This is a genomic window from Halosaccharopolyspora lacisalsi (assembly GCF_014137975.1).
GTDB classification, from domain to species: Bacteria; Actinomycetota; Actinomycetes; order Mycobacteriales; family Pseudonocardiaceae; genus Halosaccharopolyspora; species Halosaccharopolyspora lacisalsi.
This window is the reverse complement of record NZ_JACGWZ010000003.1, coordinates 192,077-217,903: the sequence shown is the minus strand read 5'-3', so window position 1 is coordinate 217,903 and position 25,827 is coordinate 192,077. Positions and strand designations below refer to the sequence as shown.

Below are 25,827 nucleotides of genomic sequence, written 5' to 3'. Positions count from 1 at the left end.
CGGGGCGGGCGGTTTTCGTCGAAACCGCCCGCCCCGCGCACGTGCCCGGATCACCGACCGGTGAACTCGGCCTTGCCCGGTCCGTGCTCGATGAACGAGCGCATCCCGATCTTCTGGTCCTCGGTGCCGAACAACGAGGTGAACAGGTGGGTCTCGATCCGCAGGCCGTGGTTGAGGTCGACTTCGACGCCCTCGTCGATGGCGGCCTTGGCCGCGGCCAGGGCGTGCACCGGTCCACCCACGAACTGCTCCGCCCAGCGGCGTGCCGCGGCGTAGACGTCGTCGGCGGGCACGACCTCGTCGATCATCCCCAGCGACAGGGCTTCGTCGGTCTTGACGAAGCGGCCGGTGTAGATGATGTCCTTGGCCTTGCTCGGCCCGACCAGTCGCGCCAGCCGCTGCGTACCGCCCGCGCCGGGGATGACGCCGAGCAGGATCTCCGGCTGCCCGACCTTGACGTTGTCACCGGCCACACGCCGGTCGCAGCTCAGAGCCAGCTCGAAACCACCGCCGAGCGCGTATCCCGTCAGCGCCGCCACGGTCGGCTTGCCGATCGCGGCCACCGCGCTCAGCGCCGCGGACAGCCCCTCGCGCTCCTTGGCCGACATCTCCGTGGAGGACTTCTCGGCCATCTCCTTGATGTCGGCCCCGGCGGCGAAGACCTTCTCACCACCGTAGACGATCACCGCGTACACGTCGGAGCGCTCGGCGGCCTCGTTGGCCGTGGCTCGAATCTCCTGTTCGACCTGCTGGTTCAGGGCATTCATGGGAGGACGGTCCAGTCGGATGGTACCGACACCACCGTCCACCTCGAGCCTGACGAACTCACCCACGCCACAACCTCCTCGTCGAACTGCCGGTGGGCGGGAGGCTACCGCCCCCGGTGGACTCCGTCAGTGTTGCCGGTCTCACACACGACGCCGGGCGAAGTACCGATCACCACTGCGCTGGAGCACCAGGTCCTGGTCGAAGGTCTTCGACAGGTTGTCCTCGGTGAGCACGTCGTCGAGCATCCCCCGGGCGACCACGCCGCCCTCCCGCAACAGCAGTGCGTGGGTGAATCCGGGAGGTATCTCCTCGACGTGGTGGGTAACCAGCGTCATCGCCGGGGCGTCCGGATCCAGGGCCAGCGTCGACAGGCGGGAGACCAGGTCCTCCCGGCCACCCAGGTCCAGCCCCGCGGCCGGTTCGTCGAGCAGCAGCAGCTCGGGGTCGGTCATCATCGCCCTGGCCAGGACGGTGCGTTTGCGCTCCCCTTCGGACAGCGTGGCGAACGTGCGGTCGGCCAGGTGCCCGACACCCATCGCCTCCAGCAGCTCCGTCGCCCGGTCGGTGTCCATGCTCTCGTACTCTTCGCGCCAGCGGCCGAGCACCGAGTACCCCGCGCTGACCACGACGTCGCGGACGAGCTCGTCGCCGGGGACGCGCCCGGTCACGGCGGTCGAGCACAGCCCGATGCGAGGGCGCAGCTCGAAGACGTTGGTACGACCCATTCGTTCGTCCAGCACGTCGACGGTGCCGGTCGTCGGATGGAGTTCGGCACCGGCCAGTTTCAACAGGGTCGTCTTGCCCGCGCCGTTGGGGCCGAGCACCACCCAGCGCTCGTCCAGCTCGACCGACCAGTCCAGGTCGGACAGCAGCGTGGTCGCCGCCCGCCGGACACTGACGCCATCCATCCGGATGACCAGGTCCTCCACGTCTACCTCCCAGCCGTGACAGGCCGTATTATCGACCGCCGATCTCCCACGGCGGCTCCCCTCTCAGAACCCATTGTCGCGGTCGACGCACGGGGACGTGCCACCGGGAGCGCCGTGACCGTTCACGCGCCGGGCGCACCGGACGAAGGACGGGAACTTCGACGGATTCGTCCACCACTGTTCGTCCTCACCGGTAAGCTCCCGTGCTCGTGCGAGCACTGCGCTTCTTCACCCGAACGTGGGTCCTGGTCTCCGTGGCCGCCCTGACAGTGGTCGGCGTCGTCGAAGCGACGGCGGGCGCCGGGGCCGGTGGTTTCGGGGCCGCGGTGCTCGGCGCGCTGACGGGGGCGATCCTGCTGCCCGCGAGCACCCAGCTCGGGCTGCTCGCCGGAGCGGTGTCCTTCGGGCTGCGGGTCCGCCACGTCGTGGTCGGGGCGCTGCGTCAGGTCGCCTCGTGGCGGCTCGGTCACGTGACCGTCACCCTCCGACTGTTGCCCGTGGTGCTGGCTTCGGAGATCGGCCCGTGGCGCAAACCGGTCATACTGCGCTGCTGGCTGGCCGGCGTCCTTTCGGCACCGGCCGGACTGGGCACGGTCGCGACCGGCTGGCTGTTGGCCGACGGACCGTTCGGGCGCGGCTTCGCGATCGCCGCGACACCGTTCATGCTGTACAAGCTGTGGCCGAGACGGGCGCCGCTGACGACCTCGACCGGATGGTTGCTGTTCGGGCTGCCCAGCATGGCCGAGTCGAGACGCGCGGAGTTCCGCGCCGGTGCTTCGGCCGCCCGCGCCCACGAAGCACTCCAGGCCGGTGATCTCGAACGGGCCCAGTCGCGTGTCGACGAGCTCACCGACGAACACCCCGACCTGAACACGACGGTGTCCTGCCGGGTGAGCCTCCACGAGGCCCGGGGAGACTACGGCGAAGCGGTCGCGCTGCTGCTGAGCCACATCTCGGCCGCCGACCTACCGGCGCGGGAGCTGTCCTACAACCTGGCGGGACTGGCCGGGCTGGCCTTTTCGGCGGTGGAGGCCGAGCAGCTCCCCGGGGACGAAGCACTGCCCGTGGCCAAGAAGGCGCTGCACGACGCTTCCGCGCTGGGGTTCCCGGAATTCCAGCTCAACGGCGTCCACGGCTTGCTGGCTCTCGTCGAGGGCGACGCCGACGAGGCGGTGCGGCGGGCGAAGCTGGGGGCGGAGCACGCCACCTCACCGCTCTCGCGGGCCGACGATCTCGTCACCCTCGCCCGCGCCCACATGGCCCGGCACGACAACGCCGCCGCCCACCGAGCACTGGCCGAGGCCGAGGAAGCCGCCGCGTGGTGGCCCCGAGTCCGCGCGCTGCGCACCCGACTGTCCGTGGCGTGAACGGGACGACGACCATCCGGGTTTCGCGCGAAACCGCACGACCCCCTCAGGCGGCGAGGATCACGCGGCCGAGCTCGGCGGGTTCGGACAGCAGCGGGTGGTCGGGCAGCACGCGGACGGTGTAGCCGGCCGGGCCGGTGTGCGGCAGGGTCACCGTGGTCTCGTACCAGCCCTCGTCGTCGAGGGTCATGGCGGCGGTGACGAAGTCGCTGAGCTCATCGGAGTCGTCGACGCGTCCCACGACCACCTCGACACCGACCTCGGAGTCGTCGAGCCCGGCCAGGTCGACCCGTGCTCGCACGGTCACCCGCCCGCCCAGCAGCGGAGTGCTCGTGTCCTCCACGGACATCTCGGTGTGGGTGACCGTCACCGAGCTCCAGACCGCGGCCAACCTGGCCCGGTACTCCGCGATCTCCTTGGCTCCCCGGTACTGGTCGGCCGTGGCCGCCCGCACGGAGTGGATGGCGGGCGAGTAGTACCGGTCGACGTACTCCCGCACCATCCGCGAGGACTGCACGCGCGGCCCGAGCGTGGACAACGTGTGGCGCACCATCGACATCCACCGCCCGGGGACGCCGTCGCCGTCGCGCTGGTAGAACATCGGCGCCACCTGGTTCGACAGCAACTCGTAGAGCGCGGTGGCCTCCAGGTCGTCGCGCCGGTTCACGTCGGTGACGCCGTCGGCGGTGGGGATGGCCCAGCCGTTGTAGCCGTCGTACATCTCGTCCCACCAGCCGTCCCTGGTCGACAGGTTCAGGCCGCCGTTGAGCGCCGCCTTCATCCCCGAGGTCCCGCAGGCCTCCAGTGGACGCAGCGGATTGTTCAGCCACACGTCACAGCCCGCGTACAGGTACCGGGCCAACGACATGTCGTAGTCCGGCAGGAACACGATCCTGTGCCGCACCTCGGGATCATCGGCGAAGCGCACGATCCGTTGGATCATCGCCTTACCGCCCTCGTCGGCGGGATGCGACTTGCCGGAGACGACCACCTGAACGGGGTGATCGGGGTCCAGCAGCAGCTCACGCAGCCGCTCGGGATCACGCAGCATCAGGGTGAGTCGCTTGTAGGTCGGCACCCGGCGGGCGAAGCCGATGGTCAGCACTCCCGGATCGAACACCGAGTCGCACCAGCCGAGCTCCAGTTCGGAGGCACCCCGCTGCAACCAGGCCTGACGCAGCCTGCGCCGCACCTCCTCCACCAACCGCTGCCGCAACGAGTACCGCAGCTCCCACAGCAGCGAGTCGCTGACCGGCTCCACGCCCCGCAATCCGGCACCGCTGTCCATATCGGACTCGTCGAGCAACTTGCCGAGATCGCGGGCCGACCAGGTCGGCCCGTGCACCCCGTTGGTCACCGAGGAGATCGGGATCTCGCCTGTGCCGAAGCCCGGCCACAACCCGTTGAACATCTTGCGGCTGACCTCGCCGTGCAGCTGGGAGACCCCGTTGGCACGCTGGGCCAGCCGCAGACCCATGTGGGCCATGTTGAACATGCCGGAGTTCTCCTCCGACCCCAGCTCCAGCACCCGGTCGGTCGGCACGCCCGGCAGCAGCGACTGCTCCGAGCCGTCACCGAAGTAGTGCCTGACCAGATTGGCGGGGAACCGGTCGATGCCCGCGCGCACCGGTGTGTGCGTGGTGAACACCGTCCCGGCGCGGACAGCGGCCAGGGCCTGGTCGAACCGCAGTCCCGGCTCGTCCAGGAGTTCCCGGATGCGCTCCAGCCCGAGGAACCCCGCGTGCCCCTCATTGGTGTGAAAGACCTCGGGGGGCGTGGTGCCGGTGAGCAGGCAGTAGGCGCGGACGGCGCGGACACCGCCGATACCGGCCAGGATCTCCTGCCGGATCCGATGGTCGGAATCACCTCCGTAGAGCCGATCGGTGATCCCGCGCAGTTCCTCGTCGTTGTCCGGCAGGTCGGTGTCCAGCAACAGCAGCGGAACGCGGCCGACCTGGGCCTTCCAGATCCGCGCGTGCAGGGTGCGCCCCACCGGCATCGCGACCCGCACCAGCACCGGCTCGTCGGCGTCGTCGGTCAGCAACTCCAGGGGCAGCCCGCGCGGGTCGAACACCGGGTACTGCTCCTGCTGCCACCCCTCGGTCGACAGGCCCTGCCTGAAGTAACCCGAGCGGTACAGCAGGCCCACCCCGATCAGCGGCAGCCCCAGGTCGGAGGCCGACTTGAGATGGTCCCCCGCCAGGACGCCGAGACCGCCGGAGTAGTTCGGCAACGCCTCGGTCAGCCCGAACTCCATCGAGAAGTAGGCGACGGACGACGGCAGCGCGGTGCCCTCGTCACGGCGTTGTTGGTACCAGCGCGGCACTGTCAGGTAGCGGCGCAAGTCGTCGTCGACCGCCCGGGCGCGGGCCAGGAACTCCTCGTCGCGCGCGAGTCGTTCCAACCGATCGGCGGGCACCTCGGCCAGCAACCGCAGCGGGTCGCCCCCCACCGCCGACCACACTTCCGGGTCCACCGAGGCGAACAGGTCCTGGGTCGGCGGGTGCCAGCTCCAGCGCAGGTTGGTCGCCAAAGTACCGAGCGCGGCCAGCGGCTCGGGCAGGTGGGCGCGAACGTTGAAGCGGTGCACGGCTCTCACGAGTGGATGACCTTATCTGTTGCCGGCCTGCGAGCCACCCCCGTACCCGTGCGACGGTGGTCGAGTGCGTGCACGACGAGAGCTCCCGGCAACCGTCGTGGTCGTGCTGCTCGCCCTGGTGGTGGCGGGATGTTCGACGATCCCGGGCAGCCCACGCCCCACGGACGTGGTGGTTCGGGAGGTGGCTCCCTCCTTCGTGCACGGTACCGATGGTGGTTCGGCGGACACGCTGGCGGCCACCGTCGTCACCGACGTTCGGGACTACTGGTCGGCGGAGTTCCCCCGCCACTTCGACCGACCGTGGCGCCCGCTCGACGGCGGGTTCTTCTCCGTGGACACCTCCGCCCCGGACGACGAACCACCCCCGTGTACCGCCGAGGTCTCCGACATCGAGGGCAATGCCTTCTACTGCGCCACGGTGGATGCCATCGCCTGGGACCGCGCGGCGCTGCTCCCCGTGCTCCGGGAGCACTACGGCAAGGTCGCCGTCGCCGTGGTGCTGGCGCACGAGATCGGCCACGCGGCGCAGCAACGCGCGGGCACCGACTCCGGTTCTCCGGCACGCTCGGAAGCCGTCGCCGACTGCTACGCGGGGTCCTACACGCGGTGGGTCGTCGACGGCCACTCCAAGCACCTGCGCCTCGAGGAGGGGCAGCTCGACGGGGCCCTGCGCGCTCTGATCAACTTCCGTGGCTTCGCGAGCTCCGGCCGGAACGACGTCGACGCGCACGGCAGCGCCCTCGACCGGGTGTCGGCCTTCCAGCACGGCTATCGGCACGGCCCGCCGCACTGCACGGGGAAGATCGTCGAAAACCGGCAGCGGCCGATCTCGAGTCCGGACGCCGAGCAGAGCAACCAGCCGGTGGAGCAGGTGCTGCGTTCCGGCGCGGCCCTTCGGGCGTACTTCGCGGAACTCGCCCCGGCAGGCCGGTGGAAAGCGCCGGAGGTGCATCGCTTCGGTGCCACCTCCGAGTGCGCTCGACGCCGAGCGGCGGTGATCCACTGCGCGCCGTCGAACACCGTCCTGGTCGACCGGGACGACCTCTCCGAGCTCAACCACACCATCGGTGACCAGGCGAGCGTGACACTGCTGGCGGCCGGCTACGCCCGCGCCGCCCTCCCCGCCCTGGGACTGCCCACCACGGGTCCGGCCGCGGACCGGAGCACCGCCTGCCTCGTCGGCGCCTACACCGGAGCCCTGGTCGAGCCGGGGTCCGAACGCGTGGTTCCGCCCACCGGCCCGCTCACGGTCAGCGGTCTGGACGAAGCCGTCACCGCCGTGCTCGCGATCGAGCGCGCCCGGGATTCGGACGCGCTCACCGGGTTCGACCGGATCGCCGCCTTCCGCACGGGTATGCGCGACGGCGCGCAGGCCTGCGGTAGCTGACCGGGCTAGTTGGAAGAGTGAACCCAAAAGGATGAACACCGTGGATCACCGACGAATTACCGAACGCGGGCCGATAGGCTCCGGTCGTTCGAGAGATCCGCACCGGATTCCGACGATCCGAGAGGGCACGGCAGTGGCACGTAGCTCGACGACGCGCCGACGAAAGCGCCTCGCCACGACGGCGATCGTGATGGCGGTCTGTGCGACCGTGGTGGGTGGTTGTTCACGGACGATCGGGGGCATCCCCACGACGGCGGACACCGTACCGACCACCACCGTGGCCGGGTTGCCCGTCACCGACGGACCGAGCGGGCCGAAGCCCGGGGTCCCCGACGCCACGATCCCGGTGGAAAACACCGACGGCGGGGAGATGGACACCCTCGCCGCCAACGCCGTCGCCGATATCCAGACCTACTGGAAGCAGGCCTTCCCCACCGCTTTCGGAAAGAAGTTCACCCCGGTCAAGCGGTTTGTCTCCTACGATTCCACCGCTCCGGGGATGCAGCTGTGCGGGCAAAGCACCTCCGGGGCCGTCAACGCCTTCTACTGCCCGCTCGACGACTCCGTCTCCTGGGACCGTGCCCGGCTACTCCCCAAGCTCGACAACAGTTTCGGGCCGATGGCGGTGGTAACCGTGCTGGCCCACGAAATGGGACACGCGGTGCAGCAACGGGCGAACGACGGCACCGAGGGCGTCCCCACGATCGTGCTCGAGCAAAAGGCGGACTGCTTCACCGGAGCCTTCTTCCGGCACGTCGCCGAGGGCGCGGCCAAGCACTTCCGGATCTCCACCGGCCCCGGCCTGAACAAGGCCATGGGAGTGCTCAACTACATCCGCGACACCCCCGGAAAGACCGGGTTCACGGGCGAGAACGCGCACGGCAGCTCCTTCGACCGGATCTCGGCCTTTCAGCACGGGTTCGACGACGGACCGCGGAGATGCGCCGAGATGACCACCGAGTCGATCAAGCGGCGCACCACCCAGTTCCGGTTCTGGAAGGACTCCCAGGAAACCGACCTGCCGATCAACCGCGACAGCGCGACGGCGGTCGAGCGGAGTTTGCGCGAGGTCTTCGGTGACACCGGCGCCGCACCACCCGAGATCACCACGTCCCGGTCGCCGTGTGGCGGCGGGGAAACCACCTCACCGGCGTCGTACTGCCCGGAGACCAACACGGTCTCGCTGGACGTCCCGGCCCTGCGCCGGGTGGCCCAACCGCCGAGCACGGACAAGCGGAACTCGGGCTACGGCGACTTCGCCGCCTACGCCCAGGTCGCCTCGCGCTACGCGCTGTCGGTGCAGAAAGCGGCCGGTCTCCCCCTCGACGGCAAGGCCGCCGGTCTGCGCACCGCCTGCCTGGTGGGCTCGTGGAGCGGACTGCTGGTCGAGGACCCGATCGGGCAGCGCAATCCCGTCGGCAAGCTGCGCATCGCTCCCGGCGACATCGACGAGGGAACGGCGGCGCTGTTGGGCGATGACAGTCTGATCGCGGCCGATGTCGACGGGGACCAGGTACCCGCCGGGTTCGCACGGGTCGAGGCCTTCCGCGTCGGTTTCCAACAGGGGATGTCCCCCTGCACCACCAAGTACGGGAAATGAGGAGGCACGGCACGGCTTGCGTGGGTGCCTCACCGCGCCCACCCGCGAAACCTCGCGACTCATTTCAGCAAGCGGCGCCAGCCGCTTTCCCAGCACGACCCATCGCACGCAAGCCAGCCGCGGGTTCTCAGGCGCGGGCCCCGCGAGGACACCCCGACGTGGTGTAGAGACCTACCTGATGTCGGGGATCCCCCAGCGAGGCCCCGTCCGAGGTTCCGCCACAGGAACCGCCGAGCGAGCCTTCCCGATGGGACTCCGATTCAGAACAGGGCGCTGGCGAGGGAGCGTCGTGCCGTCGCCACCCTCTCGTCCCCCTCGGGGAAGAGCTCGAACATCTCGATCAGGTGGCGGCGGACGCTGTCCCGGTCCTCGCCCGATGTGCGCTTGACCGTGCCGATCAGCCGGTCGAAGGCCGCCTGCACCCGCTGGGCGGCGACCTCGGCGTCGGCCGCCGCGATCTGGGCGTCGGGATCCTCGGGGGCGGCCTCGGCCCGCTCGATCGCCGTCGGATCGGCGTTCTCGGCTCGCTCGGTGAAGCGGACCTGCGTCAGCGCGGCCCTCGCCTGCTCGTTGTCGGGCTCGGCATCGAGGATTCGCTGGTAGGCGGATGCGGCCTCGGCGTAGTCACCACGCTCCAGCGCGTCCTCGGCAGCGGTGAAGCGCGGGTCCTCCTCCTCGGAAGCACCGGCCGACTCCTCCGCGGCCCGGATGCCGGGCAACTGATCGCGCTGGGCGTCCAGCACGGAGGTGATCCATTCCCGGATCTGCGCCTCGGGCTGGGCACCGGCGAACGCCTCCACCGGCTGCCCGCCGGCGACGGCGATCACCGTCGGAATCGACTGCACGCCGAACAACTGGGCGATGCGCTGGTTGGCCTCCACGTCGATCTTGGCGAGGACCCAGCTGCCGCCCCCTTCCGCGGCCAGACGTTCCAGCGCGGGCGAGAGCTGCTTGCACGGTTCGCACCAGTCCGCCCACAGGTCCACCACCACGGGGACCTGCATGGACCGCTCGACGACCTCGGACTGGAACGTGGACTCGGTAACGTCGACGACCCAGGAACCTCCCGCGTTCGCCTGGGCTGCTCCCCCCTGTGCGGAACCCCGCTGGGTGGAAGCGCCGCGGGACGACTCCGTCGTCTTGTTCTTGAGTGCCGACAGGTCCACCGCACCCGCCATGGCGGCGGACTCGGCTGCGTTCTGGCGTGGATCGGGCCGTGTCACGCCTCCATCGTGACACGACACGCGGCACGCGCGGTGTCCGGGCACGCCCCTTCCGCTGTCGCCGAGCACTGCTTCGCACAACCGGGTGACTCATCCATCACCCCACGCGATCAAAACACGGAGACCATCACTGACGGATGAAGCTAAATCACTCGATCAGGTGGCTTTGATCGAAATCTCTCAGGTTGTCCACACCAGACGTCGAAGTATCCAACGGATCCGCGAAGCAGGGGCACGCCCCGATCGCGAATCCGTGGGGGACTCCGATGTGGGGTACCTCCCCGCCCGAAGTTCGACGAGAGGTACGAAAACAGTGCGTATTGCAACCCGTGTGGCCGGTGCGGCCGGCGCCACCGCCCTCGGCATCGTGACCATGGGCTCCACCGCGTTCGCCGACACCGCGGACAACGACGGCGTGAACGTCCTCGACGACAACAACATCAGTGCCGTTCCGATCCAGCTGTGCGGCAACAACGTCGGTGCCGTCGTGGGGGTCGTCGTCCCGATCGGCTCGCCGCAGACCAGCAAGTGCGTCAACGCCCCGATCGTGGATCACCCCAAGTCCGTCAGCTCCGCCAACCTCCACCAGGCCGAGGGCTGATCCGAAGCGACGCTCACGGGTGGTACCGGCTCGGGGCCGGTACCACCCGTTCCGTCACTCCTCGGTCCTACTCCTGCTCCAGCCGCTCCTCGACCCGACGCACCTTCTCCTCGAGCTGGTTGGTGTGGCCGGGCCGGATGTCGGCCTTGATCACCAGGCTGGTGCGCGACGACTGCGCGGCCACGACGTCGGTGGCCTTCCTGACGACCTCCATGACTTCGTCCCACTCGCCCTCCACCGTGGTGAACATGGCGGTGGTCTCGTGCGGCAGTCCCGACTCGCGGACGACCCGCACAGCCGCCGCCACGGCCTCGCTCACTCCTGTCGAGTCGCCCTCTCCCGCAGGCGCCACACTGAATGCCAGCAGCACGTCGACCTCCTCCTCCTACTACGGCTGGTTCGGCCCGCGATCAACGCCGGCCACCCCGCAGTGTCACCGAGATCGGCGCCGCGCACACGTGCGGGGCCACGCTCCCCCACCGTGTGGTGGGGCGCTGCTAGCGTCGAACACCATGAGCACCCGCCAACCGCTGCCCTTCGACCCCATCGCCCGCGCGGCAGAGCTCTGGTCGGAACGAGTCGGCCCGTCGACGACCATGGCCGCGGTGACCAGTGTGATGCGGGTGCAGCAGATTCTGCAATCAGCGGTGGACTCCGCACTCCGGCCCCACAACCTGACCTTCGCGCGGTACGAGGCGCTCGTGCTGCTCACCTTCTCCCAGCACGGGAGTCTGCCCATGAGAGTCATGGGAGACCGCCTACAGCTGCACCCCACCAGCGTCACCAACATCGTCGACCGGCTGGAGCACGACAAGCTGGTGCAGCGCCTGCCGCATCCCACCGACCGCCGCACCACGCTGGTCGAGATCACCGACAGCGGGCGCGATCTGATGAAGCAGGCCACCGAAGCGGTCGATCGGATCGACTTCGGACTGAGCGGTGTGACCGAGCGGCAGAAACAGCAGCTCACGGAGCTGCTGGGCAAGGTCCGCCACTCCGCCGGCGACTTCTAAGTGGATTCGCCGGGGAAGCTCGCCTACTTGGTACACGATCGTCAGACAAGCGGCGTAGCCGCTTTCTCCCCAAGCACGCAGGCCGACCCGCCGGGGTTCTCAGGCGCGGGCCTCGCGAGGACAGCTGCTGGAGGTGCTGCGGCGCGCGGCGCCTCCATGAGGAGCGGTGGTCGGGTTACGGGTGGGCGCAGTACCTACTCGACGTCCCGGATCCCACAGCGCGGCCCCGGCTGAGGTTCCTCCACCCGACCCACTGCGCCAACCAATTCGTGGCCTCTCTCTAGTTGAGCTCGCGCAGGGTCCAGGTGACCCTGTTCCACAGGTTCGGTCCCGGCTCCTCGGGCATCTCCAGCCATCCGCGCCTGAGCGCCCACCGTTCGAACGCGATCGAACCGAACGGCGGGACGGAAGCCGCCAACGCCAGCACCAACACCAGGAAACGCCACCTCAGCGGACTGGAGACCAGCAAGCTGGTGATCACGTAACCGGTGAACACCGCACCGTGAACCCACCCGAAGATCGTGACTCCGAGCGGCTCACCCAAGCCGTACTTGAACATCATCGCCACCAGCAGGCCGGCCCACGAGACGGCCTCGGCAATGGCGACGAAACGGAACCATCCGACATACGTACGCAGCACGCCGACACCGTATCGCCCGCGGAAATCGCGGCCGTGAGCACCGATACCACCCGTGAACCCGGTTACCGTGGTCCCATGGGTGCTTACGGTGAGCTCTTCCCCGGTCGCAAGCTCAAGCACGAGGGGGACCAGGGCTCCCCCGGGCGCGAGCACGATCCCGGCGGTCCGCTCGATCTCGATCGGGGCGTGGTGTTTCTCTCGGCTCCCGCGAAAGCGGAGCGGGAAAGCCCGGGCGAGGACGCTGATCAGGACGAACGCTGACGGAGCGCGGCGTCCGTCCACCGCCACGGCCGGTGGTTGTCACGCCGGGATCACGGATGTCGGTGAACAGCCACCACGTTCGTCCACTCTCGGTTACGGTCCCCGGGACAGGTGACAACCGCGGTGGACTGACGCACTCCGACGACCACCAGACGTGCGAAGTCCGTCCCGCGCCGCAGCAGGAAGGGGCCCCGTGCAGCCGGTGGAGGGCAACGCCCACCTGAACCAGGACGAGGCCGCGTGGGACGGCACCGCGCTGATCGGTGACACCGACTCCGACAAGACCGACCGGATCGAGTTTCCTCAGCAGCCGAACCACGGTGACGACGCCGGGGCGGTCGGGCAGGACTGGCAGTGGATCAGCGAGCGACTCGCCCACCTGTTCAGCACCGGAGTCACCGACAACGACCCCCGCACCCAGGAAGTCATCCACGAGCACTACAGATGGATCTGTCACTTCTGGGTTCCTGATCGGGACTCTTACATCCGGCTGGGGCAGATGTACGTGAACCAGCCCAAGTTCCGCAAGCGCATCGAGCGCAAGAAACCCGCGGGACTCGCCACCTACTTGCGGGACGCGATGACCGCCTATGCCTGGTCCTTCCTGAACTGAGGTGGGCGCGGGGGCGTGCGGTGTCGGGCCTCTCGCGTTCAATGGGGGTCATGAACCGGTGGGTCGTGCACTTGGACATGGACGCGTTCTTCGCCTCCGTGGAACAGTTCACCCGCCCGACGCTGCGTGATCGAGCGGTGCTCGTGGGCGGCCCCGGTCCGCGTGGCACGGTGGCCGGGGCCAGCTACCAGGCGCGGGAGTACGGAACGCGCTCGGCGATGCCGATGTCCGAGGCACGGCGTCGCTGCCCGGTGGCCGTGGTACTACCACCCCGCTTCCGGCTGTACCGGTCGCTGAGCAGCCAGGTCTTCGAGATCATGGGCGAGGTCTCGGACCGCATGGAACGGGTCTCGATCGACGAGGCGTTCCTGGAACCGGACGAGTTGGCGGGATCCGACGCCGAAACCGTGCACGAGTTCGCCTCGCGACTGCGTGCCCGGGTGCGCCGGGAGGTCGGGGTGAACGCCTCGATCGGCGCCGGCTCCGGCAAACAGCTCGCCAAGATCGCCTCGGAGCTGGCCAAACCGAACGGAACGATGATCGTGGCTCCCGAGCGGGAACCGGAGCTGCTGGCGGAGCTGCCGGTGCGCAAGCTCTGGGGCATCGGACCGATCGCCGAATCGAAGCTGCACCGCATCGGCGTGAACACCGTCGACGAGCTCGCCGCGCTGCATCTCGGCGACATCGTCTCACTGCTCGGTCAAGCGCACGGCGAGGAGCTGCACCGGCTCGCCCGGGGCATCGACGACCGGCCCGTGGCGGAGCGGGGACAGGCCAAGCAGGTCAGCGCGGAGACCACCTTCGACACCGACATCACCGACCCGGTGCGGTTGGCCTCCGAGGTCGCCTCGATGGCCGAGGCGGCCCACCGCCGACTGGTGAGCTCACGACGCGCCGCTCGCACCGTGACAGTCAAGGTCCGCGATTCCGCGTTCACCACGATCAGCCGCTCCGAGACGTTGCCGATGGCCACCAGCGAACCGGGCGCCCTGACCGCGGCGGCACGTCGGCTCACCTCGACGACGGTGCCTCCCGGCACGCCGGTCCGGCTGGTCGGCGTCTCGTACTCGGGGCTGGCCACTTTCGAACAGGTGTCCCTGTTCGGCAGTCCCGCCGACGAGCAACGACCCGCCGAGGAGCCTTCGGAGGAGATCGAGTCACCCGGTGAACAGCCGGAACCGCCGTGGCGAGCAGGTGACGACGTCGATCACCTCGAGCTGGGGCACGGTTGGGTGCAGGGGGCCGGTCACGGCCGGGTCACCGTTCGGTTCGAGACCGCCACCACCGGCCGCGGCCCGGCGCGCACCTTCGACGTGAACGATCCGTCGCTGAGCCGGGCCGATCCGCTGGACAGCCTGGGAACGACACCTGCCGTCGAGTCGGGAACCTAGTGGCGCCGGTACTGGCCCACCCATTTGCGGGGGGCGACGGACTGGACCGCCTGCTCCATGCGGTGCGGCAGTCGGCTCAGCGGCGGAAGGTGGAAACGGTAGCGGACGCCGGGTAGTCCGGGCATCGGTGCGGTCTCCTCGACTCGCCAGCGCTCGAGCTCGGGATGACGTTCGGGAAAGTCCGCGTCGGCGGGGTAGATCTCGAGCGCCTGCCGCCGTTCCGGGTGCGTCGGGCGCTTGTTCTGAATCCACGGCAGCGAGCCGACGCCCACGGCACCGATCTCCCGCCAGGTTATGCCGAAGACCTCACCCCGCGTCCGGGCGTACAGGCCACCCCGGTCGACCAGGAAGCCCCTGCTGCTGAGCACCCCGCGCGAGGAGATCAGGAACCACAGGAAGATCACGCCGAACAACAGCTGCCACAGCCACAGCCAGAAGCCGCTACCACTGCCGGAGAGCGCCGCCGCGCACACGACGGTGAGAAAACCGCTGATACCCCCACCGATGATCAGATTCCGAAAGGCAGTGGCGCTGATGTCGATGTCCCGGGCGTCCCGCCCCAGGATCGACGGACCGCCCGGGGGTGCGCTGTCGCGCGTCGCGGTGGGGTTGACCCGGGTTTCCTCCGCCGGGTGCCGCGTCGCTCCGCGCTGGATGTCCACCCGTCGCGTCGAGCCGTCCCGATGGGGTGTCGTCGCCCGTTCCCGCTCGGCCTGATCGGCCCGTTGCCATCCACCCGGCAGCCACTTCATGACTCTCAGGATAGCCGTACGAAGCAGCACGATCTCGCCGGAGTGGTTCACGTGGCGTGTGAGTCCCGAGAGGATCTCGGGGTCTCCCGGCACCTCCGACCACGGTGCGAAGCCCGGAAGCGCGGGGCGCACGAACAAGTGCTCTCACGACGCCCCGGGCGCCCCGGCCATCGTCAGTTCTCGGGCACGCGCAGGATCAGGGCGTCCCCCTGTCCGCCTCCGCCGCACAGCGCCGCCGCACCAGTGCCACCACCGCGGCGCTTCAACTCCAGCGACAGGTGCAGGGCCAACCGCGCTCCGGACATGCCGATCGGGTGCCCCAACGCGATCGCACCGCCGTTGACGTTGACCCGGTCCTCGCCGATGTCGAGCTCACGGGCGGAGACGATGCCGACCGCGGCGAACGCCTCGTTGATCTCTACGAGGTCCAGCTCGCCCGGCTCGCTGCGGTCCCTGGCGCAGGCGGCCTTGACGGCGTTCGACGGCTGCTCGTGCAGGCTCGCGTCGGGGCCGGCCACGACACCGTGCGGTCCGATCTCGGCGAGCCAGCTCAGTCCCAGGCTCTCGGCGCGGCTCCTGCTCATCACCACCACGGCGGAGGCACCGTCGGAGATCTGCGAGGCAGACCCCGCCGTGATGGTGCCGTCGGCGGCGAAGGCCGGGCGCAGCTTGCCCAGTCCCTCCGCGGTCGTGTCGCCCCGAATGCCCTCGTCGGAGTCGACCACCAAGGGGTCACCCCTGCGCTGCGGCACCGTGACCGGCGCGATCTCCTCCGCGAAGACCCCGCCGGAGGACGCCGCGGCGGCACGCTGGTGCGACCGGGCGGCGAAGGCGTCCTGCTCGTCGCGGGTGAGGCCGTGCCGACTGTTGTACTTCTCGGTGGCCGCCCCCATGGCGACCTGGTCGAAGGCGCAGAACAGGCCGTCGTGGGCCATGTGGTCGAGCATCTGCACGTCGCCGTACTTGAAGCCCTCCCGGGAGTTGCCCAGCAGGTGCGGGGCCCGGGTCATCGACTCCTGACCACCGGCCACGACGACGTCGAACTCGCCGGCACGAATCTGCTGGTCGGCGAGGGCGATCGCGTCCAGCCCGGACAGGCACACCTTGTTGACGGTCAGCGCCGGGACCTCCATCGGGACACCGGCGGCGACGGCGGCCTGGCGTGCGGGGATCTGGCCCGCACCGGCCGTCAGCACCTGCCCCATGATCGTGTACTCGACCTGGTCGGCCTCGACACCGGCACGCCGCAGTGCCGCCTCGATGGCGACCCCGCCGAGCTGGGCCCCGGAGAAGTCCTTCAGCGAACCGAGCAACCGGCCCATGGGCGTGCGCGCCCCCGCCACGATCACGGAACTTTCCACGGCTACCTCCCGGCGATGCCTTCGACGTCGTCCCCCATGATGACCGCCCGCCACGTCGGAGACCACACCCGCGGCCGGCTGTGACGCACCACACGAACCGAGCGGACACGACCCGGGCGCGCCGGAGTTAGGGTGCACGCCATGCGACAGGAACTCGGTGAGTTGCTCAGCGGCGTGGACCACGTCGGCATCGCGGTGGCCGATCTCGACACCGCGATCGACTTCCAGCGGGACACCTTCGGTCTCGAACTCACCCACCGCGAGGAGAACGAGGACCAGGGGGTCCGCGAAGCGATGCTGGCCGCCCCCGGTGACAGCACCGGAGCCACACGGATCCAGTTGCTGGCTCCGTTGCGGGCGGACTCGGCCATAGCCAAGTTCCTGGACCGCAACGGCCCGGGACTGCAACAGCTGGCGCTTCGCGTCACCGACGTCGACGCGGCCTGCGCTGCGCTGCGCGACCGAGGGATGAGGCTACTCTACGACGCGCCCCGGCGCGGCACCGCCGACAGTCGCATCAACTTCGTGCACCCCAAGGACGCCGGAGGTGTCCTCGTCGAACTGGTCCAACCCGCACAGTGACCTCCGCGGGCGGCGCTGTCCCCCGATCGTGGGTTCACTTTCGAGTCCGCTCGAGATCCGTCGTCGTCATCTTCGTCCGTGAAATTCGGGGCTTCCTGCCCACACCCACCACGAAGAAGCCCGAGAGCAGGTAGCGTTGAGGTATGGGCCTTGCCGACGACCGTGACCTGCTGCCCCTGGGATCAGGCTTCGATGTCGTTCGAAAGGGTGGTTACGACCGCGCCCAGGTCGACGAACACCTCGAACGCGTCGACGCCGACTTGAGTCTCCTCACCTCGGACCGCGACGCCGCAGTCTCCCAGGCGGCCGACCTGTCCAAACAGCTCGAATCGGCTCGCTCGGAAGTCGAGGACCTGCGCGGCCAGGTCGAACGCCTGTCCAAGCCGCCGACCACGCTGGAGGGTCTCAGCGAGCGGCTGCAGCGCATGCTGCGGCTGGCTCAGGACGAGGCTTCCGAGATCCGGAGCAAGGCCGAGAACGACGCCGCCGAGACTCGCTCGCAGGCCGAGGCCGAGGCCAACCAGCTCCGGGCGCGCTACGAGACGCTGATCGCCGAGCTGGACACCCGGCGCAGCGAGATGGAGACCGAGCACCGCTCACTCATGGACTCGGCCAAGGCCGAGGCCGAGCGCATCACCCGTGAGGCCGAGGAGAACCGCAAGCACGCCGACGAGGAGTCGGAAGCACGCCGCGCCCAGGTCGAAGAGGACTTCGAGATCGCGATGGCGGCCCGGCGCAGCGAGTCGATGCGCACGCTCACCGAGCAGGAGGCCACGAGCAAGGCCGAAGCCGAGCGGCGGGTCCGCGAGGCCACCGAGGAGTCCAACCGGCGGCTGCGCGAAGGCACCAACGAGGCGCACCGGCGGGTCCGCGAAGCCACCGACGAGGCGAACCGCCTGGTCGAGGAGGCCACCCAGGAGTCGGAGCGACTGCACCGGGAGAGCACGGAGACCGCCGAGCGGCGCGAAGCGGCGAGCAAGGCCGAAGCCGAGCGGCTGGTCGACGAGGCCACCGAGAAGTCCCGCGAGATGGTCCGCGAGGCCACCGACGAGGCGACGCGCCTGGTGCAGGAGGCCACCCGGGAGGGCAATCGGCAACGGGAGGAGGCCCGCGCCGACGCCGAACGACGGATCGGTGAGACGAGCCGGGAATGCGCACGCCGCCTCGAACGGGCCGACGAGCAGGTCACCGCGCTGGCCGAGCTCAGGGACACGGTGGCCGCGAAGTTGCGCGATGCCGCCGAACTGCTGGGGCAGACCACTCCACTGCTGGAACGACTCGACCAGCAGGACGCGGAGGAGGACAAGCTCCGCGAGGCCGCTGACGAGGCCCGCGAGCAGGCGCGCAGGGACGCCGAAACCGCTTTGGACGTGCCTGGCTCCGACGGGGACGCTCCGGACGAGACCGAGAGCTCCTCCGGGCAGGACGAGGCGACGGGTCCCCCCGAACGGGACGAAGCCGGGAAATCCCCCGAGGGGAGCGAGGCGGTGGGCTCCTCCGAGCGGGGGAAGGCCGACAGCTCCCCCGAGCGGGACGAGTCCGCGAACAACGCCGAGGAACCGACCGAGAAGATCCGCCGGGACACCGGGCGGACCTCCGACTCGCTGGACCCGCCGACACGCCGCATCAAGCTGCCCGTTCCCGGACCCGACGGGGACACCGCCGAGTCCGGTGGTCCGACCGGAAGCAGCGTCACCACCGGGTAGTTTCGCGCGACCCCCGGGCACCGAGCTACAGCGTCCGTGTCCGGGTGACCGTCACCACCGGTTCCACCAGCACGCGGTCGGCCGGCGGGGTGAAGTCGGGCACCTTCCGCAGGTCGTGACCGCGATCGTCGATGCGCACGGGAAGGGTGTCGCGGTGCTGGTCGAGGACCAGCCGCACATCGACGCCTTCCCCGGGGGCACCGTCGAAGACGAATCCGAAGTCCTGCCCCGCCCCGTCGACCACCAGCCTCCGGCCCGCCACCGTCGCGGCGCGCACCGCCGCTTGATCGGCGTCGATCCACAGTCCGAGCCCGGAGACGCCGCGCTTCGAGGACAGCCGAAGAGTGAGCTCCCGGGTTCCGTCGTCGCGCCTGCGGTCGGTGACGACGTCGAGTTCGGGCGCGGGCAACTTCGCCACCGGCGCGGGACCGTGCGCGAGCCGCTCCCCGTCCAACCGGGGGAAGGCCTCGTCGAGCACGGCCGGTCGTTCCGTCAGCAGGGACCGGCTCCAGGCCGTGTCCGGTGCGCTCGGTGAGGCCCAGTGGGCCCTGCCGGTGTCGGCGTCGACGGAGTAGAGGATCCGCTCCTGGCGGGGCGGGGTCGCTGCGGCGCGGTTGGCGACCAGGCCGGTCGCCGTGACCGCGGTGACGAGCACGATCCCCAGCGCGGGGACCGCCACGATGCGCCGGGAAGTGCGCGGGCGCGGGCTGTCGGAGCCGGACCGGACGTTCTCGATCACAGGTAGCGCCAGCCACGCGAAGATCGCGAGCAACAGCGTGCCGAAAGTCCCACCCATCGCCAGACCGACGTCGAAAGCGCTGAGCACGTTCGGACCGAGCAGGAGCGCGGCCGGTACCAGGGCGAGCAGGGTCACGACGATCTGCGCGGTTCTCCACCGACGGGGCATCAGCGCGGTGACCAGAGCACCGGTGACCACGGGCAGCACGGGCGGCGCCAGCAGCGACGAGGCACCGGGCATCGTCAGCGTCGCCAGCACGCCGAGAAGCGAGAGCGCGAGCAGTCCGCCCGTGGCCAGCGCCGCGGAACCGAGTCCGCGACGCAGCAGCGCGTGGCTCCCGACCGTCACGCCGAGGCCCGCCAGCAGCATCGCGATCCGGTACGGCTCGGGCCGGTAGGGAGCCCCGACCTCCACCGAGGCCTGACCCGGATCGACGGCCAGCGCCACCTGCCACACCGCGAACGCCGCTGCCCCGGAAGCGGCCAGTGCGACGACCGCGACCCCGACCGAGGCCACGGTGCGCGGCAGCGTGAGGGTGCGACGGCGCCGCGACAACGCCGTCACGGCCCCGGCCAGCACGAGCGTCGCCCAGGCCAACGGCCCCCCAACAGCCCGGGGATACCGGATCGGTCCCCAGGGCGTGGTGATCACGAGATCCGCGCCGCTCTCGGGCACCGTCGCCAGGTCCTCGCCGGCGAGAACGCGTGTCATCGCCAGGCTCGCCCGTCCCATCTGCCGCAGCGAAGCCCTGCTCAGACGTTCCGGGGTGTCGAGAGGAGTGTGGTAATAAGCACCGCCGCCCGTGATGGCCGTGTCGTAGGAGTGCAGGCCGCCCGCGGCGAAGCGGGTGACGTCGGTGTCGTTGGGCAGCGCTTCGAAGGCGGCCTCGAACGCGGAGTTCGCCACGACTCCGGGCGCGTGGGAGAGCACCTCCATCAACGCGCCGTTGGGTGAGGTCGTGCGGAAGGTCATCGGAACACCCTCGTTCCCGCGCGCCTCGTGGTTGAGCAACACGGTGGCCCCGAGAGCGGCGGCACGGTCCCGTACGAACGCCTCGGCCCCGAGCAGCCCGAGTTCCTCGGCATCGGTGAGCAGGATCGTGACGGTGTTGCGCGGTTCGGCGTCTCCGGCACTCAGCGCCCGCGCCGTCTCCAGCAGCGTGCCCACGCCGATGCCGTCGTCGGCCGCTCCCGGAGAACCGGGCACCGAGTCGTAGTGAGCCGCGAGCACCACCGTGCCGGTCGGGTCGGTTCCGGGCATCGTGGCGACGACGTTGGAGACAGCGGCGAGCTGCCGCGTGGGGGACTCCGCGGCAGGTGTGGCTCCGACACCCCGCCGGACCCCGGTGTTCCAGCCCCACGAATCGAGTCGGTCGAGCAGGTATTCCCGCGTCTCGGCGTGCGCGGCCGAACCCAGCGGTCGCGGGGCGTCGGCGATCCGTCCGATGTGGTCCATCGCGCGCTCGGCGCTGAACTCCGAAGCCGGGGCGTCCGCCGACCGTGGCGCCACCGGGCGACGTTCGAGCGCGGCGAGCACCCCGATCAGCAGCACGCAGGCGAGTCCGATGCTCGACAGCCACCGGGACCAGCTGGGGCGATCGACCCCGGCCACGTCCGTCGAGGTGCTCATGAACCGACTCTAGCCACACGCGGCCGGACGGGAACACCGCTTGCACGAGGAGTTCTCGCCGCTCGGTGACCGGAGCGCCGCCCGAGGGATCACGCGCTCGAGCACCGCGTCAGCCGCTCCGGTCCCACCACGCCAGCACCTCGCGGGAGAAGGCCTCGGGCGTCTCCGTCGCGGACAGGTGTCCCGCTCCGGGCAGGGTGGTCAGTTCCGCGTTCGGCAGGAGCGCCGCCGTGCCCTTGGCGGCGTCCGGCGGGGTGAGGGTGTCCTCCGAACCCACGACGACCAGCGCGGGACCGGTGAAGGCGCGCAGCGTTTCCGCGCTGTCCGGGCGAGCCGCCATCGCCCGCTGCGCCCAGGCCACTCCCTCGGCGGGCTGTTCCTCGATCAGCTCGCGCACGTGGGCGACGGTTTCGGGACGCTCGGTGCGGGTGGTCGTGCCGAGTGCGCCCGACACGCTGTTCTCGGCGAGCCACCCGGCTGTGCCGTCTCGCTCGGCCCGCGCGGCGGCTTCCAGCCGTGTGGCGCGCTGCTCCTCGTCGTCGGCGGCGGCCTTGGTGTCGGCGAGCACCAGTCCCCTGACGCGCTCCGGTGCGGCGCGCAGCACGGCCATGGCCACGTAACCGCCCATCGAGCAGCCGCCCAGGACCACGTCCGGAACATCCAGGTGATCCAGCAGGGCGATCACGTCGGCGGCCACCGCGTCCACGCCGGGGGGCTCGGTGAAGCGGCTCTCCTCTCGCTCGGGCATGGACGTCGCCACGGGCTCGCCCAAGGGGCTCTGCCCGAGCCCGCGCTGGTCCGGAGTGATCACCCTGACCTGCTGTTCGAGCAGCCCGCGCGTGCCGTTCCACATGCGCGCGTCCACGGGGAACGCGTGCAGCAGCATCAGCGGCGGACCCGCTCCCGAGTCGATGTAGTGCACGCCCCCATCGTGCCGCAGCCGATCAGTTGTCGCACAACGGCCGCGTGGTCGTGCGCGGAGACCGAACGACGAGCGCGGTCACATGCTTTCGGGAGCGCTGATGCCGAGGAGATCGAGTCCGTGCCGAAGGGTGCGTGCGGTGAGTCGGCACAGGGCGAGGCGGTTGTCCCGGAGAGGTTCCTCTGCGTTGATGACCGGGCAGGCTTCGTAGAAGCTGGTGAAGTCACGAGCGAGGTCGTAGAGGTACCCGCACAACTTGTGCGGTTCCAGGTTGTCGCTGACCTCGGTCAGCGCCGTGCCGTAGGCGTCGAGTTCCAGAGCCAGCGCGCGCTCGGCCGGTTGCAGCTCGGTGCCCGGGTCGATGGAGACGTCGGGATCCCCGGCTTTGCGCAGGATCGAGCGGATGCGGGCGTGGGCGTACTGGAGATAGACACCGGTGTTGCCGGTGAAGGAGACCATGCGGTCGATGTCGAAGACGTAGTCCTTGACCCGCGAGGAGGACAGGTCGGCGTACTTGACCGCGCCGATACCGGCTTGTTCGGCGATCCGGTCCAGCTCGGCCGCGGGCAGCTCCGAGTTCTTGTCGGCGACGACGGTGTGGGCGCGGGCGACGGCGTCGTCCAGCAGATCCATCAGTCGCACGGTTCCGCCCGAGCGGGTCTTGAAGGGGCGCCCGTCCGTGCCGAGAACCGTTCCGTAAGGAACGTGTGCCGCTTCGACGTCGTCGGTGAGCCAACCGGCGCGACGCGCCGCCTCGAAGATCATCTGGAAGTGCAGGGACTGGCGCGCGTCGGTGACGTACAGCAGCCGGGTGGCCGCGAGGTCACGGATGCGGTGGCGGATCGTGGCCAGGTCGGTGGTGTCGTAGCCGTAGCCACCGTCCCGCTTGCGCACCATCAGCGGAACGGGGGTGTCGTCGGGTCCGGTGACCTCCTCGGACAGCACCACCAGCGCACCGTCGCTGTCGACCGCGAGCCCCCGGTCGGTGAGTTCGGTGACGACGTCGTCGAGGAGATCGTTGTAGGTGGATTCCCCGGCCGAGTCGTCGGAGGTGAGCAGCACGCCGAGCCGGTCGTAGATGTCGTGGAAGGACTTCTCGGACTCGGCGACGATGTCCTTCCAGCGGGCGATGGTGGAGGGATCGCCGGACTGCAGGGCCACGACGCGCTGCCGAGAGCGGTCGGCGAACTCGGGGTCGGCTTCGAAGGCCGCTCGGGCGGTCCTGTACAGCTCGTCCAGCGCCGACACGGCCGAGGTGCCCGGATCCAGTTCGTCGTGGTGCCAAGCGACCTCGGGATGCTCGTCGAGGTACTGGATCAGCATCCCGAACTGGGTGCCCCAGTCGCCGAGGTGATTCCGCCGGATCACATCGGCGCCGAGGAATCCCAGCACGCGTGCGAGGCTGTCGCCGATGATCGTCGTGCGCAGGTGGCCGACGTGCATCTCCTTGGCGACGTTGGGCGCGGAGTAGTCGATGACGACCCGTTGCCCCTCGTCGCGCGCGCTCACCCCCAGGCGAGGGTCGGTCAACCGAGCGGAGAGCTGGTTCCAGATCACCCGGTCGGGCAAGGTGATGTTGAGGAATCCGGGGCCGGAGCGTTCGACGCGGGCGATGAGGCCGTCCACGTCGAGGGCGGTGGTGAGGGCCTCGGCGAGTTCCGGGGGCTTGGTCCGGGCGCTCTTGGCCAGGGCCAGGGCCGCGTTCGACTGGAAGTCGGCGTGATCGGATCGGCGGACGACCGGGTCCGATCCGGCCAGCTCGGGGCGGACCTCGGCGATGGCCCGAGAGACGGTGTCGGCGATCCGGCCGAGCAACGGCAGAACCTGGTTACTCACTGATTGTGCCCTCCTTGTCGAGCGACATTGTTCCAGGTTCCCGCTGGGCAGGCGTGAGCAGGCCGAGAGGCCGGATCAGGCTTGATGGGTGGCAGGTCGGGTGCGAAACGCACGCCGGCGAGTACCGATCAAGGCGCGATACTGTGCATTTTCGATTATATGACAGGTCGTATGACACTGGTACAAGCTCGGGTTCCCGAACCCGATGCACATCGACTGGACGACGACGCGGAACTGCCGGGGTTGTCCAGCCGTTCGGAAGCCGTCCGGGAAGGGCTGCGACTACTACACCGCCGGGCCCGGCGCGCCGCGTTGGCTCAGGATTACGACGCCTTCTACGGCACCGACGCCACAGCACCGACCGGTGAGCTCGCCGAGATCGGCGATCTGATCGCTGCCCAGACCGCCCACGACAGCACGGCCGAGTGAACGTGTTCCGTGGAGATGTCTGGGACGTGGTGTTTCCGCAACTGATCGGCGCCCGGCCCTGCGTGGTACTGACCACCAATGTGCTCATCAACCGCCTCGGGGCGATCACCATCGCCGAGGTCACCGGCACCGAGGGGCCCGCTTCGACTCACGTCGAACTCGGGGACGAGGCCGGACTGACCGGCCGCGACCGCTCCTGGGTCGATGCCACCGGACTGCACACGGTTCCCAAGGGCAAGCTCCGCCGCCACCGTGGACGACTCGCTCCCGAGGAGCTCCACCGTGTCGCCGAAGCCCTCCGCGACTACCTCGACCTCGACGACGACCGCTGCTGAGTCGACGCGCCTCAGGAGTCCACGATGGTGACCTGACGGGTCTCGGCCGGGCCCTCCCAGGTGCGCGGCAGCGGCGTGGGGACGTCGGGGGCGACGACCCCGACCAGCGCGTCGAGCGCGGTCTCGGCCTTGCCGACCCACAGGTGCTTGGTGTCGGAGAAACCGGTGACCTCGGCCTGCGGGATCGCGGCGAACCGCCGCCGCGCCTCGTCCGGGCGCAGGTAGTCGTCGAACTCCGGCACGAAGGCGTGCACCGGCTTGCCCGAGTCACCCCACGCCCGCAGGTGCTCGTCGGTGCTCCACCGCAGCGGCGGAGAGATCAGCACCGCTCCCCGCACCAGCGGATCCAGACCGTGGACCAGCGTCAGGTCGGTGCCGAACGACCAGCCGACCAGCCACACGTTCGGCAGGTCGTGGAACTCCGCGTACTCCAGGGCAGCCGCGACGTCGAACCGCTCCGCCGAGCCGGCGTCGAACTCTCCCCCGCTGCGACCGGCCTCGCTGGCGGTACCGCGCGTGTTGAACCTCAGCACCGCGAGGTCGGCCAGCGCGGGTAGCCGGAAGGCGGCCTTGCGGTACAGGTGGGAGTCCATCATCCCGCCGTGGGTGGGCAGCGGGTGCAGGCACACGAGCGTGGCCCGGGGCTCGCGGTCCTGCGGCAGGGACAACTCGCCGATCAGTTCCAACCCGTCGGCGGTGTGCAGCGTGATCTGCTCACGTCGTCCCGGCAGCAAGGTGTTCGCGCGGATTTCGGTGCTCATCGCCTCGATCCTGCCACGAACGGGTGAGCACGACGCCGTGGCACCTCGGCTTCACCACCGCCTGCGCCCGTAGCCACTCCGCCAGCAGCCGGTGTGCCAGTGCCGACGTTCCTCGACGCTGCCGTGCTCGTCGGCGGGCCAGGCCACGACGTGGGAGACACCGGGACGGATCTCGTGGTCGCAGCCGGGGCAGCGGTAGAGCTTCGTGGCCTGGGCCGCGGGAATCGTGCGCACCAACCAGTCGCCGTCGGGACCGGCCTCCGTCCGCGACCAGCCGAGACCCGCGCCCAGACGCGGGGCGCTCGTATCGGCACGTCCGGGGCTGCGGGGGCGGTTGCGGCGAGGCACGCCGACCACGTTAACCGTTCCCGGACGCGCACCGC

24 protein-coding genes and 1 pseudogene are annotated in these 25,827 nt (G+C 69.9%); 12 read left to right on the top strand and 13 right to left on the bottom strand.

Going from position 1 to position 25,827, the window contains the following annotated elements; translation table 11 throughout:
- Positions 1 to 50 precede the first annotated feature (50 nt).
- Complete coding sequence (locus FHX42_RS12545; RefSeq protein WP_182544454.1) at positions 51 to 833, bottom strand: enoyl-CoA hydratase/isomerase family protein; 783 nt, start codon at positions 831 to 833, stop codon at positions 51 to 53.
- A gap of 75 nt (positions 834 to 908) precedes the next feature.
- Positions 909 to 1,676, bottom strand: coding sequence for an ABC transporter ATP-binding protein (locus FHX42_RS12540; RefSeq protein WP_182544817.1), 768 nt, complete (start codon positions 1,674 to 1,676; stop codon positions 909 to 911).
- 224 nt (positions 1,677 to 1,900) lie between these two features.
- Here FHX42_RS12540 and FHX42_RS12535 point away from each other — a divergent pair, with 224 nt between their 5' ends.
- Positions 1,901 to 3,064 (top strand): hypothetical protein, encoded by a 1,164-nt coding sequence (locus FHX42_RS12535; protein ID WP_328796082.1) that lies wholly within the window; start codon positions 1,901 to 1,903, stop codon positions 3,062 to 3,064.
- 46 nt (positions 3,065 to 3,110) lie between these two features.
- On the opposite strand, the gene glgP is transcribed toward FHX42_RS12535, so the two are convergent.
- On the bottom strand, positions 3,111 to 5,663 hold the full coding sequence (glgP, locus tag FHX42_RS12530) for an alpha-glucan family phosphorylase (protein ID WP_182544453.1): 2,553 nt from the start codon (positions 5,661 to 5,663) through the stop codon (positions 3,111 to 3,113).
- Between the two features lie 64 nt (positions 5,664 to 5,727).
- On the opposite strand from glgP, the gene FHX42_RS12525 reads away from it, so the two are divergent.
- Both FHX42_RS12525 and FHX42_RS12520 read left to right on the top strand, forming a co-directional pair.
- Positions 5,728 to 7,050: a neutral zinc metallopeptidase gene (locus FHX42_RS12525; RefSeq protein ID WP_182544452.1), complete on the top strand. Its 1,323-nt coding sequence runs from the start codon at positions 5,728 to 5,730 to the stop codon at positions 7,048 to 7,050.
- A gap of 190 nt (positions 7,051 to 7,240) precedes the next feature.
- Entirely contained in the window at positions 7,241 to 8,650 is a 1,410-nt protein-coding gene (locus FHX42_RS12520; protein ID WP_235987278.1) for a neutral zinc metallopeptidase, read from the top strand.
- Between the two features lie 260 nt (positions 8,651 to 8,910).
- Here the strand turns inward: FHX42_RS12520 and FHX42_RS12515 are convergent, their stop codons facing one another.
- Complete coding sequence (locus FHX42_RS12515; RefSeq protein WP_407926232.1) at positions 8,911 to 9,873, bottom strand: tetratricopeptide repeat protein; 963 nt, start codon at positions 9,871 to 9,873, stop codon at positions 8,911 to 8,913.
- A gap of 313 nt (positions 9,874 to 10,186) precedes the next feature.
- On the opposite strand from FHX42_RS12515, the gene FHX42_RS12510 reads away from it, so the two are divergent.
- On the top strand, positions 10,187 to 10,474 hold the full coding sequence (locus FHX42_RS12510; protein ID WP_328796081.1) for a hypothetical protein: 288 nt from the start codon (positions 10,187 to 10,189) through the stop codon (positions 10,472 to 10,474).
- 67 nt (positions 10,475 to 10,541) lie between these two features.
- Here the strand turns inward: FHX42_RS12510 and FHX42_RS12505 are convergent, their stop codons facing one another.
- Positions 10,542 to 10,844: an MTH1187 family thiamine-binding protein gene (locus FHX42_RS12505; RefSeq protein WP_182544450.1), complete on the bottom strand. Its 303-nt coding sequence runs from the start codon at positions 10,842 to 10,844 to the stop codon at positions 10,542 to 10,544.
- Positions 10,845 to 10,986: 142 nt separating this feature from the next.
- Between FHX42_RS12505 and FHX42_RS12500 the strand changes: the two genes are divergently transcribed.
- Positions 10,987 to 11,487, top strand: a complete 501-nt coding sequence (locus FHX42_RS12500) for a MarR family winged helix-turn-helix transcriptional regulator (protein WP_182544449.1) — start codon at positions 10,987 to 10,989, stop codon at positions 11,485 to 11,487.
- A 280-nt stretch (positions 11,488 to 11,767) separates the two neighbouring features.
- Here FHX42_RS12500 and FHX42_RS12495 read toward each other — a convergent pair whose 3' ends face one another.
- A complete protein-coding gene (locus FHX42_RS12495) occupies positions 11,768 to 12,127 on the bottom strand; it encodes a DUF3817 domain-containing protein (protein WP_182544448.1) in 360 nt (119 codons plus the stop codon).
- Between the two features lie 75 nt (positions 12,128 to 12,202).
- Between FHX42_RS12495 and FHX42_RS12490 the strand changes: the two genes are divergently transcribed.
- The 3 genes from FHX42_RS12490 (at position 12,203) to FHX42_RS12480 (ending at position 14,392) form a co-directional block, all read left to right on the top strand.
- The gene (locus FHX42_RS12490) at positions 12,203 to 12,388 is read left to right on the top strand and encodes a hypothetical protein (RefSeq protein WP_182544447.1); all 186 of its coding nucleotides are present in this window, start codon (positions 12,203 to 12,205) and stop codon (positions 12,386 to 12,388) included.
- A gap of 193 nt (positions 12,389 to 12,581) precedes the next feature.
- Complete coding sequence (locus FHX42_RS12485; RefSeq protein ID WP_182544446.1) at positions 12,582 to 13,001, top strand: TipAS antibiotic-recognition domain-containing protein; 420 nt, start codon at positions 12,582 to 12,584, stop codon at positions 12,999 to 13,001.
- Between the two features lie 50 nt (positions 13,002 to 13,051).
- Entirely contained in the window at positions 13,052 to 14,392 is a 1,341-nt protein-coding gene (locus FHX42_RS12480) for a DNA polymerase IV (RefSeq protein ID WP_182544445.1), read from the top strand.
- Here the strand turns inward: FHX42_RS12480 and FHX42_RS12475 are convergent.
- Together FHX42_RS12475 and FHX42_RS12470 are read right to left on the bottom strand one after the other, a co-directional pair.
- On the bottom strand, positions 14,389 to 15,144 hold the full coding sequence (locus FHX42_RS12475) for a hypothetical protein (RefSeq protein ID WP_182544444.1): 756 nt from the start codon (positions 15,142 to 15,144) through the stop codon (positions 14,389 to 14,391). The two genes, FHX42_RS12480 and FHX42_RS12475, sit on opposite strands and share 4 nt — an antisense overlap.
- 173 nt (positions 15,145 to 15,317) lie before the next feature.
- Positions 15,318 to 16,505 carry an acetyl-CoA C-acetyltransferase gene (locus FHX42_RS12470; RefSeq protein ID WP_182544443.1) on the bottom strand — a complete coding sequence of 396 codons (1,188 nt, stop codon included), beginning with the start codon at positions 16,503 to 16,505 and terminating at the stop codon, positions 15,318 to 15,320.
- Between the two features lie 141 nt (positions 16,506 to 16,646).
- Here FHX42_RS12470 and mce point away from each other — a divergent pair, with 141 nt between their 5' ends.
- Positions 16,647 to 17,087 carry a methylmalonyl-CoA epimerase gene (mce, locus tag FHX42_RS12465; protein ID WP_182544442.1) on the top strand — a complete coding sequence of 147 codons (441 nt, stop codon included), beginning with the start codon at positions 16,647 to 16,649 and terminating at the stop codon, positions 17,085 to 17,087.
- A gap of 143 nt (positions 17,088 to 17,230) precedes the next feature.
- Positions 17,231 to 18,007, top strand: a pseudogene (locus FHX42_RS27980) (M protein); the annotation flags it as partial.
- A gap of 811 nt (positions 18,008 to 18,818) precedes the next feature.
- Here the strand turns inward: FHX42_RS27980 and FHX42_RS12455 are convergent.
- The 3 genes from FHX42_RS12455 to argS all read right to left on the bottom strand — a co-directional run bounded on the left by FHX42_RS12455 (position 18,819) and on the right by argS (position 23,919).
- On the bottom strand, positions 18,819 to 21,161 hold the full coding sequence (locus FHX42_RS12455) for a M28 family peptidase (RefSeq protein WP_182544440.1): 2,343 nt from the start codon (positions 21,159 to 21,161) through the stop codon (positions 18,819 to 18,821).
- 109 nt (positions 21,162 to 21,270) lie between these two features.
- On the bottom strand, positions 21,271 to 22,083 hold the full coding sequence (locus FHX42_RS12450; RefSeq protein ID WP_328796080.1) for an alpha/beta fold hydrolase: 813 nt from the start codon (positions 22,081 to 22,083) through the stop codon (positions 21,271 to 21,273).
- A gap of 78 nt (positions 22,084 to 22,161) precedes the next feature.
- Positions 22,162 to 23,919, bottom strand: coding sequence for an arginine--tRNA ligase (argS, locus tag FHX42_RS12445; protein WP_182544439.1), 1,758 nt, complete (start codon positions 23,917 to 23,919; stop codon positions 22,162 to 22,164).
- A 171-nt stretch (positions 23,920 to 24,090) separates the two neighbouring features.
- On the opposite strand from argS, the gene FHX42_RS12440 reads away from it, so the two are divergent.
- Positions 24,091 to 24,348: a ribbon-helix-helix protein, CopG family gene (locus tag FHX42_RS12440; RefSeq protein WP_182544438.1), complete on the top strand. Its 258-nt coding sequence runs from the start codon at positions 24,091 to 24,093 to the stop codon at positions 24,346 to 24,348.
- On the top strand, positions 24,345 to 24,683 hold the full coding sequence (locus tag FHX42_RS12435) for a type II toxin-antitoxin system PemK/MazF family toxin (RefSeq protein ID WP_182544437.1): 339 nt from the start codon (positions 24,345 to 24,347) through the stop codon (positions 24,681 to 24,683). The genes FHX42_RS12440 and FHX42_RS12435 overlap by 4 nt, the downstream gene beginning before the upstream one ends.
- Before the next feature lie 11 nt (positions 24,684 to 24,694).
- Here the strand turns inward: FHX42_RS12435 and FHX42_RS12430 are convergent, their stop codons facing one another.
- A complete protein-coding gene (locus tag FHX42_RS12430; protein WP_182544436.1) occupies positions 24,695 to 25,444 on the bottom strand; it encodes an alpha/beta hydrolase in 750 nt (249 codons plus the stop codon).
- Positions 25,445 to 25,495: 51 nt separating this feature from the next.
- On the bottom strand, positions 25,496 to 25,792 hold the full coding sequence (locus tag FHX42_RS12425) for a hypothetical protein (RefSeq protein ID WP_182544435.1): 297 nt from the start codon (positions 25,790 to 25,792) through the stop codon (positions 25,496 to 25,498).
- Between the last annotated feature and the right edge of the window lie 35 nt (positions 25,793 to 25,827).

Excerpts from the sequence above, each read along its gene's own strand:
- FHX42_RS12455 (WP_182544440.1), bottom strand. The coding sequence starts at position 21,161 with ATGAGCACCTCGACGGACGTGGCCGGGGTCGATCGCCCCAGCTGGTCC.
- FHX42_RS12500 (WP_182544449.1), top strand. The coding sequence starts at position 10,987 with ATGAGCACCCGCCAACCGCTGCCCTTCGACCCCATCGCCCGCGCGGCA.
- FHX42_RS12480 (WP_182544445.1), top strand. The coding sequence starts at position 13,052 with ATGAACCGGTGGGTCGTGCACTTGGACATGGACGCGTTCTTCGCCTCC.
- FHX42_RS12430 (WP_182544436.1), bottom strand. The coding sequence starts at position 25,444 with ATGAGCACCGAAATCCGCGCGAACACCTTGCTGCCGGGACGACGTGAG.
- mce (WP_182544442.1), top strand. The coding sequence starts at position 16,647 with ATGCGACAGGAACTCGGTGAGTTGCTCAGCGGCGTGGACCACGTCGGC.
- FHX42_RS12520 (WP_235987278.1), top strand. The coding sequence starts at position 7,241 with ATGGCGGTCTGTGCGACCGTGGTGGGTGGTTGTTCACGGACGATCGGG.
- FHX42_RS12490 (WP_182544447.1), top strand. The coding sequence starts at position 12,203 with ATGGGTGCTTACGGTGAGCTCTTCCCCGGTCGCAAGCTCAAGCACGAG.
- FHX42_RS12475 (WP_182544444.1), bottom strand. The coding sequence starts at position 15,144 with ATGAAGTGGCTGCCGGGTGGATGGCAACGGGCCGATCAGGCCGAGCGG.
- FHX42_RS12540 (WP_182544817.1), bottom strand. The coding sequence starts at position 1,676 with ATGGATGGCGTCAGTGTCCGGCGGGCGGCGACCACGCTGCTGTCCGAC.
- FHX42_RS12440 (WP_182544438.1), top strand. The coding sequence starts at position 24,091 with ATGACACTGGTACAAGCTCGGGTTCCCGAACCCGATGCACATCGACTG.